Raw genomic sequence first — 14,430 nt, 5'->3', positions numbered from 1 at the left:
AGTCTAAGATATTATCTTAAACTTAATGTGGGCGCGAAGGGATTCGAACCCCTGACCCCTTGGGTGTAAACCAAGTGCTCTGAACCAACTGAGCTACGCGCCCTAATTATTAGGAGGTGCAAAGATACACTACTTTTTGACTTTTCAAAGAGTTTTTTTGAAAAAAATTTAAATTATTTCTGCTACAACAAAAGTACTCCCGCCTATAAAAATAAAATCATCTGCACATGCCATTTCTTTTGCCTGTTTATAAGCCTCATCTACCGAACTATAGGCGTCTCCGTGTAAATCATACTCACTGAAAACTCTCCTTAATTCATCTGCACCTAATCCGCGAGAAATATTTGGTTTACAGAAATAGTATGTTGCCGTTTTTGGTAATAAATCTATGATAGAAGATAAATCTTTATCATTGACAACTCCAAAAACAATATGCAGGTTATTATAAACTTCATTAGAAAGCTGTTTCATTACATAAATCAAACCCTCTCTATTATGTCCTGTATCACAAACCACCTTAGGTTCCCGATTTAAAATCTGCCAACGCCCTAACAAACCCGTATTTTTTATAACTTTAAGTAAACCTTTCTCGATATTATTTTCGGAAATAGTATAACTTTTCTGTTGAAGAATTTTAAGAACAGTTACAACCGTTTGAATATTTTTGACTTGATAATCTCCTATTAAATCAGATAAATAATTATTCGGTAATTGCTGATCTGCAAAGATAATATTTGAACTATTTCTAGTTGCTAACTCTATAAATACAGGTTTTGTTTCCTTTTGGGTTTCCCCTATTACAACTGGTACATTAGGCTTTATAATACCGCCTTTTTCAAAAGCTATAGTCTCTAAGGTATTCCCTAAAAACTGTGTATGATCCAACCCAATATTTGTAATTACTGAAACTTCTGGTGTAATAATGTTTGTAGAATCTAATCGGCCACCCAAACCTACTTCAATAATGGCGACATCTACTTTTTCTTCATAGAAATATTGGAATGCCATACCAACCGTCATTTCAAAAAACGATAATTGATTAGCCTCAAAAAATGATTTATTACGTTTAATAAAGCCCGTTACAAATCCTTCACTTACTTCATTACCATTTATTTTAATACGCTCTCTAAAATCTTTTAAATGAGGCGAAGTATACAGACCCACTTTATAACCTGCCTCTTGTAAAACAGAAGCCAACATATGGCTAGAAGAACCTTTTCCATTAGTTCCTGCGACGTGTATGGTTTTAAAATGTTGATGTGGATTATTTAAATGATTTATAAGTAAAACTGTGTTACTCAAATCTACCTTATAGGCCGATTTACCCTGCCTTTGATACATTGGCAGTTGAGAAAACATCCAATCTAAAGTATCGTTGTAAGTCATGTGTTATTGCCCCAATTTGAAGTTTACTTTCACAAAACCTATTTGTTTTGCTGGTGCTTTAGAATCTGCTGGCCATCTATGAGAAAGTGCTATTTTTTTTGCAGGCTCTAACAAACATTGTGCTGTGTTAGTCGTTCCTTTTACTCCTGGCTCAGCTTCAACAACCTCACCGCTTTGGTTTACAATGATTTTAACAATCACTAGTCCCGATTCATTACAATCTTGTTTTACTGTATTGAAAGATGCACGACCACGACCATTAAGACCGTAACCTATTCCACCACTTCCGGATCCTGACCCGAAGTAACTTGGCGCATATGGATTACCATCCAATTGCCCTTTATCTCCTGCTTTATTATCGTTGCCTTCGCCGCCAGATTCTGTTCCTTCCGATTTACTAACACCGCCAATTAAAGCATCTAATTTCCTTTTCTTTTCTTCTTGTTCGCGCTTTTCTTTCGCTACTCGTTCAGCTTCCGCTTTAGCAATAGCCTCTGCTTTCTTTTTAGCGTCAGCTTTAGCCTTTGCCTCAGCTTGCGCTTTGGCTTTTTCAGCCGCTTTTTGTTTTTTTATAGCAATCTCTTCCGCATTATCTGCTGTTAAAACCTCTTCCTTTGTTTCAGCGGGTTTAGCTGCTTCTGCCTGCTCAGGAACTGCTTCCGGTTCAGGAAGCTTTTCAACTTCACGCGGTTCAGATTTAATAGGTGCTTTGGGCTGTACGTCGCCTTTACCAAAATCGGTAGTTCCAAAATTTACAGCAACACCATATTCCTCAGGAGGATCCATATATGGCGGGCCGACAACAAAAAGAAGCAACAAAAGAATAACCATTATTAAAGTGGTTATTTTTGCTGAATCTTTTTCATGTTTGGTTTTGAAATATTTCATAGTAAACGACGTACCTCCTTTAAGTTACTAATTAGGCTGAACCGCCAAAATAACCTTAAATTTATTTCTATTGGCTATATCCATAACCTTTACTACATGCTCTACTGGCACCGATTTTTCTGCTCGTAAAACAATAGTTGGTTGTTCTTTTTTGGATAAAGCTGCAATCAATTCTGTTTCAAGAACGCTTTCGCCTACTCGACTTTGATCTATATAATAGGTTAAATCTTTTTTAATACTAACTGCTATTGATTTTTTATTCTCAGTTTTCCCACTCGCTTTTGGCAATAAAATATCAATAGCATTGGTAGTCACTAAGGTAGAAGCAATCATAAAAAAGATAAGTAACAAGAATACAATATCCGTCATAGACGACATATTGAACTCTGGTGTAACCTTATTTCTTCCTCTAAAATTCATACTAAGAAGGTTCGTTTAAATGGTCTAAAAACTCTAAGGAATTAGCTTCCATTTGATACACCACTTTATCTGTTTTAACCACTAAATGGTTATAAGTAATATAAGCAACAATACCCACAATTAAACCAGCAACCGTAGTTGTCATGGCTGTGTAAAGTCCGCTAGCCAAAACATCCATTTGAATACTTCCTCCGGCATTTGCAAGTTCGAAAATCGCCAAGATCATCCCAACAACAGTTCCTAGAAAACCTATCATTGGTGCCGCTCCAGAAATGGTAGCAAGTACACTTACATTTTTTTCTAGACCGTAAATTTCTAAACGTCCTGCATTTTCAATTGCCGTATTTATATCTGCTAAGGGTTTCCCTATTCTAGAAATCCCTTTTCCTATTAACCGTGAAACTGGCGAATTTACCTGCGTGCAAAGGGCTTGTGCCGATTCTATTTTACCATTACTTACGTGATCTTTTATTTGATTCATAAAGTTAGCATCAACCTGTGATGCAGCTTTAATAGCAAACAAACGTTCAAAATAAATATAAATGGCTACTACTAATAATAAAAACAGAATAGCTATAATAATTTGTCCAGCAAAACCGCCACTACTAATTAATTCTATTATCGAGAGTGTTTTTTCAACTGGTTCTCCGTCTGTTAACACCTCTGCACCTTCTTGTGCATTTTGTAATAATGTATTTAGCATATAATCTTAATTTATTGCAACTCTATAACGTACATATTCATATTAAATTATAGTCATTTTAATACTATTTTCAAACAAAGTATAAAACCTTTACACCTTATTTTTACATGTATCACTGAAACGACACTATAATCAACATGTATGCCATTTTTCCGCGAAAGCGAAATAAACTATATTTTAAAATAAAGTTCTGGTAAACATAAAGGCAACAGCACCCACCAAGAAACCAATTAAGGCTAACCAAGCAATTTTTTTAAGGTACCAGAAAAAATCTATTTTCTCCATTCCCATTGCTACTACACCAGCTGCAGAACCAATAATTAACATACTACCACCTGTTCCAGCAGAATATGCTATAAAGTGCCAAAGCTCGTTATCCATTGGCTCATGGAACATACCTAAACTAGCCGCTACTAATGGCACGTTATCGATAACCGCGGAACCTACACCTAACAATAATACCACTAAATCCGAAACACCTTCGTGTCCGCCTGGGTGAATTTCTGTTCCTAACATAGGCATAGAATCTTGTAATGATCCAGCAAAATTGAATAAGATCCCTAAAGATTCTAAAGCTGCAACAGCCATTAAAATTCCTAAGAAAAATAAAATACTTGGTAATTCAATTTTAGATAATGAATGATGCACAGGACTATGGTGAGCAGCAGCTTCACTTTCTTCAGAATCATGATCCGTCATACTAAATTTGGCATTACTATAAATTTCTGCAAAAATTGCAACAACAGCTAAAGACAACATCATACCAACATAAGGAGGTAAATGCGTTATCATTTTGAAAATTGGCACAAATACAATAGCCCCTAAACCTAAGTAAAGCATTTTACTACTAAATTTAGATTTTGGCTTTTCTATCGTTTCTTCCACATCTAAATCGCCTCTAAATGCAGGTAAGAATGATGCGATAAATGTTGGAACTGCCATACATAAAAATGATGGTAATAATAGGTAACCTACTAAATGTCCTGTTGATACTTTTTTACCAATCCATAACATAGTAGTTGTAACATCTCCAATTGGAGACCAAGCACCACCAGCATTGGCAGCGATAATAATTAAACCGGCATACCAAATACGTACGCTTCTATCTTTAACAATTTTCTGAAGAATTGAAATTAATACAATAGTAGCTGTTAAGTTATCAATGATTGCAGATAAAATGAATGCTAGAATAGCAAAAATCCATAGTATTTTACTTTTCTTCTTTGTTTTAATAAAATCTTTAATAGTTGAAAATCCATCGAAATAATCGATAATTTCAACAATGGTCATCGCACCTAATAAAAACACTAATATCTCACAAGTTTTACCTAAGTGGTGTAATAAGGTACTTTCCATTAAACTCATTTTACCAGATGTAACCACGTGGCCACTTTCATCTAAAACATCATTTAAAGGCAACCCACCAAAATTTTCCATTAAGCTATGGTTAGCAGAATCGAACCATTGAGTAAATCCATCTAAGCCTAAAGCAATTAAAGCCCAACAAATAGCCATCATGACTAACGCGGGTATTAATTTATCTATTTTGATACTATGCTCCATTGTTATGGCTAAATAGCCAAAAACAAATACTAAAATAATTGCTGCTTCCATATTAAATATTAAAATTGATTTTTTAGATTAGTTGACTTAGCGCAAGCTCGAAAGCTGTAGCGCTAATTTCGGTTTTTGATTTATTTTTTAAATATACTTTTTCTATCGCTTCTCTAATTTTATCTGAGGTATCATTGAAAATAGCCTCATCTGTCATTTGTACACGACGTTCCATAAAATATGCAAACACTCTTGCCATACCACAATTAGAAATAAAATCGGGTATTAAACTTACACGATTGTCGGTGTGCTCCATTATGGAACCAAAAAATATTTCTTTATCGGCAAATGGAACATTAGCGCCACAAGAAATAACTTCTAAACCACTATTGATCATCTCATCGATTTGATTTTGAGTGATTAATCGTGATGCAGCACATGGTGCAAATATCTCCGTTTGTAATTTCCAAATGTCTTGGTTTATCGTTTCAAAAGGTATTAAATTCTCCGCCTCCAACGTATTACCTGTTTTGGCTAAAAACAACTTTGTTATCTCTTCAAAGGTGAAACCTTCTTCCTTAATTAAACCTCCTGCAATATCGATAATTCCAACCACTTTTGCCCCCATTTGAGACAAATAAAATGCAGCCGCCGCTCCAACATTTCCAAACCCCTGAATTACAGCGCGTTTTCCTTTTACAGATCCGCCATAAATATTGTAATACTGCTTTACTGCTTCGGCAACTCCAAAACCAGTAATCATATCGGCTATGGTATATTTTTTTGATACACTCGGTGAGAAATCCGGATTTTCAATAACCTTGATTACACCCTGTCTTAACTGGCCTATTCTATTAATTTTATCGGCTTCGGTAGGTTTAAAATGGCCATTAAAAACCCCTTCCTGTGGATGCCAAACACCACTTTGCTCGGTAATAGGAATTACTTCATGAATTTCATCTACGTTTAAATCGCCACCTGTACCATAATAACTTTTAAGCAATGGCGAAACCACAGCGTACCAACGCTCTAAAACACCTTTTTTTCTTGGATCTTTTGGATCGAAATTAATTCCCGATTTGGCTCCGCCAATTGCAGGACCAGAAACGGTAAATTTAATCTCCATGGTTTTTGCCAAAGACAATACCTCGTTCATATCCAACCCTTTTCTCATACGTGTTCCGCCACCGGCTGCTCCACCTCGCAATGAGTTTATTACAACCCAACCTTCTGCTTCAGTTTCAGAGTCTTTCCAATTAAATATTATTTCAGGTGCTTTATCTTCGTACTTTTTTAATAATGCTTTCATTATTTTTATAATCTTAAATTTTTATGAATATTTTTAGTTTTTAGCTTACGCTTTACGAGTAATATGTCGATATCTGTAGCTAAAGTTGATTCATTTTATAAAAATTTTAAATTATTAATAATTAAGTAACAAATATAAAAAAACTAAAAATCTTGGAAGATTAAATTTCTGTTATTTTAAGAATAAATTCTACCAGAACTATGGTTTTTTGATGCCCCAGTAACCGATTTTAGGCAATTCACTTCATTTCGCAATTTTAACACACCTAGGAAGCCAAAAATTAAAGCCTCTTTAAACTCAACTAATTCTGCATTAGGAATAATAATTTCTGCTCCAATATTCGATTTAATTTTGGAAATTATGTAAGTATTATAAGCTCCTCCCCCTGTTACCAAAACCTTTGTTCTTGGTTTTAAAACATTCGAGATTTGCTCTGCGATATGATCGGAACATGTTCGCAAAACATCCTTTTCACAAGCTTGCGATGCTTCAATTAACGGAAGTACATTTTTATGCACCCACTCTAAACCTAAAGATTTTGGAGGCATTTCTTTATAAAACTCTAAATGATTAAGCTGATTTCCTAACTGAGTTAAATAGTTACCTGAGGCCGCAATTTTTCCACCATCGTCATAATTCAAACCTAGTTTTTGAGCATATATATTCAAAACTATGTTTACGGGACAAATATCATAAGCAACGCGTTCGTTATTAATTTCAGTAGAGATATTTGCAAAACCGCCTAAATTTAAACAAAAATCGTATTGAGAAAACAATAATCGATCACCAATAGGTACTAATGGCGCACCTTGCCCTCCGAGTTCAACATCTGCTACTCTAAAATCGCAAACTAAAGTTTCGTTTATAAGTTTTGCTAAAATGGATTTGTTTCCTATTTGATACGTTAATTTATTTTCTGGTCTATGCAAAGCTGTATGTCCATGAGAGCAAACGGCGTCAATATTTTGAATATTATTTTTTGCTATAAACGTTTTTATAACCTCCGACAATAAAATAGTATAGTCGTCGTCTATAATTTTTAAGGCTTCTAAAGAGCAGTCTACTAAACCTTTAAGTTTTTTGTGCCAAGCAATAGAATACCCTACCGTTTCGGCACAAACAATTTCAAAATCCCAGGTTTTATTAAAAACAAATTTCACCTCAACTAAATCTATTCCGTCTAAAGATGTTCCAGACATTACACCTACAACATGATATTCTTTTTTTTCCATCGGATGTAAAAATAACAATACCCATTGAAATATTCACACTAAAAACCTATATTTGAAAACATTTTTTACATTTTTAACACCCTTTAATTACGAATTATGGATTTTAAACTCTCAGAAGAACATATTATGATACGCGATGCTGCTCGCGATTTTGCTCAAACCGAATTGCTTCCTGGCGTAATTGAACGCGACAATAAACAAGAATTCCCAAAATCGCTTGTAAAAAAAATGGGAGATTTAGGCTTTTTAGGCATCATGGTAGACCCAAAATACGGCGGAAGCGGCATGGATGCCATTTCGTATGTATTAATTATGGAAGAACTTTCTAAAATAGACGCATCGGCATCCGTAATAGTTTCTGTAAACAACTCCTTAGTTTGTTACGGACTAGAAGCTTATGGTACTGAAGAACAAAAACAAAAATATCTAACAAAACTAGCTACGGGCGAGTTTGTAGGCGCTTTTTGCCTTAGCGAACCCGAGGCTGGAAGTGATGCTACATCGCAAGCAACAACAGCCATAGACCATGGTGATCACTATATAATTAACGGTACAAAAAACTGGATTACAAATGGTGGTCGCGCCGATGTTTACCTTGTAATTGCGCAAACGGATCGCGATAAAGGATCGCATGGCATAAACGCTTTTATAGTTGAAAAAGGCACGGAAGGTTTCCATATTGGACCAAAAGAAGATAAGCTTGGTATTCGCGGTAGTGACACGCATACGCTTCAATTTAACGATGTAAAAGTCTCTAAAGAAAACCGTATTGGTGTTAATGGCTCTGGTTTCCGTTTTGCAATGAAAACACTTTCTGGCGGACGTATTGGTATTGCTGCACAAGCCTTAGGTATCGCTTCTGGTGCTTATGAACTTGCATTAAAATACTCCAAACAACGTAAAGCATTTGGTACTGAGATTTGCAACCACCAAGCCATAGCATTCAAGCTAGCAGATATGTATACAGATATCGAAGCGGCACGTATGCTCGTTATGAAAGCTGCTTGGGATAAAGACCAAGGCCTTAATTACGATAAATCGAGCGCTATGGCAAAACTATACGCTAGTAAAGTCGCTATGGAGCACACCGTAGAAGCTGTGCAAATACACGGTGGTAACGGTTTTGTAAAAGATTATCACGTAGAACGCTTAATGCGCGATGCCAAAATAACACAGATTTACGAAGGCACTTCAGAAATACAAAAAATCGTTATTTCTAGAAGTTTAATTAAAGAATAACACCACCTTATTACATGATAAAAGCACCAATTATAAAAAAAGGCTCAAAATATTTGAGTCTTTTTTTGTTAAGAATCACGAAAGTGCTCGACAATTACAAATAGATTTCATTATTTCGTAAAAAATAAAATCATGCAAAAAACATATTACGATCCAGCCGATTTAAGAAAATTTGGAAAAATTACCGAATGGAGCAAAGATTTAGGCGAGAAATTTTTTGAATATTACGGAAAAGTTTTCGAAGAAGGCGCGTTAACAGCCCGCGAAAAATCACTTATCGCACTTGCCGTTGCTCACACCGAGCAATGTCCATATTGTATAGACGCTTACACCAAAGATGGCTTACAACGCGGCGTAACTAAAGAAGAAATGATGGAAGCCATACACGTAGGTGCAGCCATAAAAAGCGGTGCAACGCTAGTGCACGGCGTACAAATGATGAATAAAGTAAACAAATTAGACGGGTAGAAATTTTTGGGCGTTACCCGAAAAGGGTCGGGCTTTCGGCAGTCGCTTTTTTGTGTTGCATAAACGCAACAACACAAAAAGAGCTTCAACAAACGCCTCAATCCCTAACGCACCCATCCGCCAAGTACTGTTTATAAAAAGCGAACAGTATCTTAATTTATAAAAACTATTAATGGCAACAAAGTCCCTAAAAAAACGCGAAAGCGACTTAGCAAATAGCAATAGGCAACTCGATATTTTATCGAATGGTATTTTCAAAAACGGAGAATTACCAACCTTTAAAGATAAAATATCCGAAACTGGCCAATTTCCGCTTAAAGCGAAAAAATTAGAAATTCTACAAATAAATGTAGGCTACATGTGCAACCAAGTTTGCGATCACTGCCATGTAGATGCAGGTCCAGATCGAAAAGAAATCATGACGCGCGATACCATGCGTGAATGTTTGGAAGTTATAAAAAACACTGGTGCACACACTTTAGATTTAACAGGTGGCGCTCCAGAAATGAATCCTGATTTTCGATGGTTTGTTGAAGAGGCTGCAAAAGCAGGGATTAAAGATTTTATTGTACGTTCTAATCTAACCATAATTAGAGCCAACAAAAAATATTACGATTTACCAGATTTCTTTAAAAAGCATAACGTACATGTTGTGAGTTCTATGCCACACTGGACGCGTGGAAAAACAGATAAACAACGTGGTGATGGTGTTTTCGATAAATCTATTAGAGCACTGCAAGATTTAAACGCTATTGGTTACGGCATGCCAGGCAGTGATTTACGATTAGATTTAGTTTACAATCCGTCGGGAGCCTTTTTACCAGGTGATCAAGCTGCCATGGAAAAAGATTTCAAAAAAGCTTTAAAAGAAGATTTCGATATTCAGTTTCATAATTTATTTGCCATTACAAATTTACCAATCGCAAGATTTTTAGATTTTCTTATCGCTTCAGAAAATTATGAAGATTATATGTATTCTTTAGTAGAAGCTTACAATCCTTCTGCTGTAGAAAACGTAATGTGCACCAATACATTATCTATAAGTTGGGATGGTTATTTATTTGATTGTGATTTTAATCAAATGCTTAATTTACCCGTAAATAGCAAAGCAAAACACATTAGCGAATACAATGAAGAGCTTCTAGAAGGTAGAGACATTGTAATTTCTCAACATTGTTACGGTTGTACCGCAGGTGCAGGAAGTAGCTGTCAAGGCGTTGTTGCATAACGAATGAAAAACCATAAAGTAGCCATATTAATTTTTGCGAACTCTGCTGAAAAGGAGATGGTATCAAAACCATTATCCTCAACAAGCGGTTTGTTTGAAGCGTTAAACCTTCAAACTGTAAATGTTGCAAAAAAAACAGGCTTACCTTATTTTCATCTAAGCGAAAACCAACAAGTTGGATCAAATTTTGGTGAACGTTTTACAAACGCCATTCAATCTATTTACAACAAAGGGTATCAAGCCATTATCACTATTGGGAATGATACACCGCATTTAACTGCAAAACATATTTTAAAAACTGCCGAGCAACTAAAACATAATCATATTGTTTTAGGACCTTCTACAGATGGTGGATTTTATTTAATGGGCCTAAAAAAGCAACTGTTTAACAAAGACACTTTTTTAAAGTTACCTTGGCAAACGGCTGGTTTAAATAGAAGTATTTCAAAAGCATTAGCTTCCAATAACACCAAAATTCATTACTTAGAAGTATTAACAGATATTGATAATGCTTCCGATATAGAACGTGTTTTAAATAGTTTCAAAAGCATTTCGGCTGCTATCAAATCTATTTTACTTCAGTCTATTTCAATTTCAACTAAAATAATTGCTTACCATATTTCAGCCTTTAATAACTTCGTATTAAAAAGGCAACACAACAAGGGCTCTCCTGCTCTACTTCATTTACAATAAATCTTATTATTCTTTTAAGCCTTCCTGAAGGTTTATCTAACTTTTATTCAATTAAATGAAGCATATTTTACTATGCATGCTATTTGCCGTATATGGTTTTACGCATGCACAAACGACGATAACTGGTCGTGTTACAGACAAGGAAAACAATGAGCCTCTACCCTTTGTAAATATAACAAGCAACGCAACAGGTACTATTACCGATGAAAATGGAAATTACTCTATTGAAATTTCAACAGAAATAAAGACATTACAATTTTCATTTTTAGGATATAAAACGGAAACAATTTCAACAAAAAACAAAACGATTATAAACGTTAACTTAACAGAAGATGCTGCGGCACTTAACGAAATTGTAATAACAGCCTTAGGCATAAAACGAAACGCTAAAGCTTTAGGTTATGCTGTACAAGCTATTAAATCGAAAAGCTTAACAGAAGTAAAAACAGTTAACTTTTTAGACAATCTGCAGGGTAAACTGGCAGGAGTTACGGTAACGCAAGGTGCAACTGGAGTTGGATCTACATCGAAAATAACAATTAGAGGAGAAGCATCTTTCTCTAATAACAACCCTCTTTTTATTGTTGATGGCACTCCAATTAACAACGAAACTGTTTTTAATTTTACCAATCAAGCTGCCTCTGGTTTTCAGGAAATAGATTTTGGAAACGGCGCTATGGAAGTCAACCCAGATGATGTGGCTTCAGTAACTGTTTTAAAAGGCCCGAGTGCTGCAGCACTTTATGGCACAAGAGCATCAAACGGAGTTATTGTTATTGAAACAAAAAATGGAAGTAACAAAAGAGGTTTAGGCATTAGTTTTAACACCTCCTTATTTGTAGACACTGCGTTTCAACTTCCAGATTTTCAAAATGAATATGGACAAGGGCAATCTGGACAATTTGAGTATATTGATGGTCTAGGTGGTGGAACAAGTGATTTTCTAACCTACTCTTGGGGCCCTCGGTTAGATAGCAACACATTAATACCACAGTTTGATAGCCCCGTGCAACTGAATAATGGCACATTTGTTCGTGGTGGAGACACCGCATTGTACAACGACTTACCAATTACAGCAACTCCGTTCGTATCTAATCCGGATAACTTAAAAGATTTTTACCAAACAGGAACTACAACCATTAACAACATATCTATTTCTAATGGTTTTGAAAATGGTAACTACCGATTTTTCTTTACCGATTTACGTAGCGAATCGATTATACCGGGAGTTAATCTTGACCGTCAAACCATTTCAACAAAACTTAATTTTAAACCTAGTGAGAAAACCGAAATTAACACATCAATAAGTTATATCAATTCCAATAGTGATAATAGGCCTTCTAATGGCTACGGAAGTGAAAATGTTAACTATTCACTAGTTGCCTGGGGCCCAAGATCCTTAAATATTGATAATCTTAAAAACTATTGGCAACCCGGTTTAGAAGATGTACAGCAATATTCGTTTAACTACTCATTCTTTGATAATCCATATTTTATACTTAATGAAAACACAAACTCATTTGTGAGAGATCGTATTTTTGGAAATGTTTCTATCAAGCAACAACTATCAAAAAACTTAAGCTTAACGTTAAGAACAGGAATGGATTATAGCACAGAAACACGCCAACTAAAACGTGCCTACAGCTCTAATCGTTTTAGCAATGGTGCTTACGCAGAACATGATGTAAGTTTTAGAGAAATTAACACTGATTTTTTACTTAATTACAAGAATCAATTTAAAGATTTTACTATTGATGTTTATTTAGGAGGAAATCGCTTAGACCAAAATGCATCAACAAAGCAATCGCAAACGGTTAATTTAGCACAGCCAGGTATTTTTAATTTAAATAATGCGGCCTCTCCAATTGAAGTATTCCAATTTGAAAGCCAAAAACGCATCAATTCATTTTATGGCATTGCGAAATTAGGCTACAAAGATTACCTTTTTCTAGACGTTACAGGCAGAAACGATTGGTCTAGCGCTTTGGCAACACCATTTTCTGTTGATGGCACTTCATTTTTTTATCCTTCGGTATCATCAAGTTTTATTTTATCGAATGTCGCTAAGTTACCAAATGTATTTTCGTTTGCTAAGCTGAGAGCTAGTTTTGCACAAGTTGGAAATGACACCAGCCCCTACCAAACATCTGGAGCATTTGTATCGCAAACCACTTTTAATGGTGAAGCTACTTTTAGTAATCAAAATTTTATACCAAATTCTAATTTAAAACCAGAGCGTACAACTTCTTATGAGTTTGGAACCGATTTAAGATTCTTAAAAAATCGGTTAAGATTAGATTTCACATATTATACTAATACCACAGAAGATCAAATAATTTCCTTACCTGTAGCCATATCCTCTGGGTATAACGAACAAGTTGTTAACGGAGGCGAAGTAAACACGCATGGTATTGAAATTATTTTAGGAGTTACACCAATACAAACAGAAAATTTTAACTGGAATACTACATTCAACTTTGCAACAAACCAATCAGTGGTTAAAAATTTGCCACAATCTGATGGCAGATTAACATTGGCCTTTAGTAGAATTTACGACAGTGCGAACCAAACGGTTTGGTTTCAGGTTGAAGAAGGAGGGCGTATTGGTGATATTTATGGAACAGGTTACCTACGCAATCCTAGTGGTGAATTTCTTATTAATGACAGCGGTGAATTTATTGCAAGTGACGAGCTGATAAAATTAGGGAATTACAATCCAGACTTCACCTTAGGCTGGTCTAACAACTTCAATTTTAAAAATTGGAATATCAATTTCTTAATAGATTGGAGACAAGGTGGCGAGGTAATTTCGAGAACAAGGGCACTCGGAAATGTTGGCGGACAATTAGCCGAAACTAGCTATAGACCCGAAGCTGGTATTACAGCACAAGGTGTTAATATCAACACGGGGCAACCCAATTCTGTTGCGGTTTCAGCAGAAAGCTATTTCAGTCAATTTTACAACAGAAATCATGAAGAAAACAACGTATACGATGCCTCCTTTTTAAAGCTACGTCAATTTGCAATTGGTTACACATTTAACGTTAAAGATGGCTTTTTAGGATTAAAACAGGGCGCAGACTTAAGTCTTTCAATTATTGGAAACAACCTCTTTGCCTTTACAGAAAATCCGCACTTCGACCCAGAGCAATTAGCCGTGCAAGGGAATGGTTTTGTTAATGGTGTTGAAGATATGAGTTATGCCACATCGAGAAGCATAGGATTTAAAGCAAGTATTAACTTCTAGTTCTCACGAAAGTTAAAACAAATCAATAACGCTTCTCTCCTTTTTAAGAGAATGAAAATAAAA

12 protein-coding genes and 1 tRNA gene are annotated in these 14,430 nt (G+C 35.4%); 5 read left to right on the top strand and 8 right to left on the bottom strand.

Features of this window, described 5'->3' with window-relative positions; translation table 11 throughout:
* Positions 1 to 28 precede the first annotated feature (28 nt).
* The 8 genes from ACJJV4_RS03750 to ACJJV4_RS03715 all read right to left on the bottom strand — a co-directional run bounded on the left by ACJJV4_RS03750 (position 29) and on the right by ACJJV4_RS03715 (position 7,492).
* Positions 29 to 103, bottom strand: a tRNA-Val gene (locus tag ACJJV4_RS03750).
* A gap of 65 nt (positions 104 to 168) precedes the next feature.
* On the bottom strand, positions 169 to 1,386 hold the full coding sequence (locus tag ACJJV4_RS03745) for a bifunctional folylpolyglutamate synthase/dihydrofolate synthase (protein WP_405292132.1): 1,218 nt from the start codon (positions 1,384 to 1,386) through the stop codon (positions 169 to 171).
* 3 nt (positions 1,387 to 1,389) lie between these two features.
* A complete protein-coding gene (locus ACJJV4_RS03740; protein WP_405292131.1) occupies positions 1,390 to 2,274 on the bottom strand; it encodes an energy transducer TonB in 885 nt (294 codons plus the stop codon).
* 27 nt (positions 2,275 to 2,301) lie between these two features.
* A complete protein-coding gene (locus ACJJV4_RS03735) occupies positions 2,302 to 2,694 on the bottom strand; it encodes a biopolymer transporter ExbD (protein WP_159019375.1) in 393 nt (130 codons plus the stop codon).
* A 1-nt stretch (position 2,695) separates the two neighbouring features.
* Positions 2,696 to 3,397: a MotA/TolQ/ExbB proton channel family protein gene (locus tag ACJJV4_RS03730; protein ID WP_405292130.1), complete on the bottom strand. Its 702-nt coding sequence runs from the start codon at positions 3,395 to 3,397 to the stop codon at positions 2,696 to 2,698.
* A gap of 177 nt (positions 3,398 to 3,574) precedes the next feature.
* Complete coding sequence (gene nhaD / locus ACJJV4_RS03725; RefSeq protein ID WP_405292129.1) at positions 3,575 to 5,011, bottom strand: sodium:proton antiporter NhaD; 1,437 nt, start codon at positions 5,009 to 5,011, stop codon at positions 3,575 to 3,577.
* A 22-nt stretch (positions 5,012 to 5,033) separates the two neighbouring features.
* Entirely contained in the window at positions 5,034 to 6,260 is a 1,227-nt protein-coding gene (locus ACJJV4_RS03720; RefSeq protein WP_405292128.1) for a Glu/Leu/Phe/Val dehydrogenase dimerization domain-containing protein, read from the bottom strand.
* Positions 6,261 to 6,436: 176 nt separating this feature from the next.
* Positions 6,437 to 7,492 carry an anhydro-N-acetylmuramic acid kinase gene (locus tag ACJJV4_RS03715; protein WP_405292127.1) on the bottom strand — a complete coding sequence of 352 codons (1,056 nt, stop codon included), beginning with the start codon at positions 7,490 to 7,492 and terminating at the stop codon, positions 6,437 to 6,439.
* Positions 7,493 to 7,588: 96 nt separating this feature from the next.
* Between ACJJV4_RS03715 and ACJJV4_RS03710 the strand changes: the two genes are divergently transcribed.
* The 5 genes from ACJJV4_RS03710 (at position 7,589) to ACJJV4_RS03690 (ending at position 14,367) form a co-directional block, all read left to right on the top strand.
* Positions 7,589 to 8,731 carry an acyl-CoA dehydrogenase gene (locus ACJJV4_RS03710; protein ID WP_405292126.1) on the top strand — a complete coding sequence of 381 codons (1,143 nt, stop codon included), beginning with the start codon at positions 7,589 to 7,591 and terminating at the stop codon, positions 8,729 to 8,731.
* 132 nt (positions 8,732 to 8,863) lie between these two features.
* Entirely contained in the window at positions 8,864 to 9,199 is a 336-nt protein-coding gene (locus tag ACJJV4_RS03705) for an arsenosugar biosynthesis-associated peroxidase-like protein (protein WP_341561586.1), read from the top strand.
* Positions 9,200 to 9,371: 172 nt separating this feature from the next.
* Complete coding sequence (gene arsS / locus ACJJV4_RS03700) at positions 9,372 to 10,427, top strand: arsenosugar biosynthesis radical SAM (seleno)protein ArsS (protein WP_405292125.1); 1,056 nt, start codon at positions 9,372 to 9,374, stop codon at positions 10,425 to 10,427.
* Between the two features lie 3 nt (positions 10,428 to 10,430).
* Entirely contained in the window at positions 10,431 to 11,120 is a 690-nt protein-coding gene (locus ACJJV4_RS03695) for a DUF2064 domain-containing protein (protein WP_405292124.1), read from the top strand.
* Positions 11,121 to 11,175: 55 nt separating this feature from the next.
* A complete protein-coding gene (locus tag ACJJV4_RS03690; RefSeq protein ID WP_405292123.1) occupies positions 11,176 to 14,367 on the top strand; it encodes a SusC/RagA family TonB-linked outer membrane protein in 3,192 nt (1,063 codons plus the stop codon).
* Positions 14,368 to 14,430: the final 63 nt, after the last annotated feature.

This window comes from Algibacter sp. Ld11 (genome assembly GCF_045066735.1).
Taxonomy (GTDB): Bacteria; Bacteroidota; Bacteroidia; order Flavobacteriales; family Flavobacteriaceae; genus Algibacter.
The sequence above is the reverse complement of the archived record's forward strand: the minus strand, read 5'-3'. Positions and strand labels throughout refer to the sequence as shown.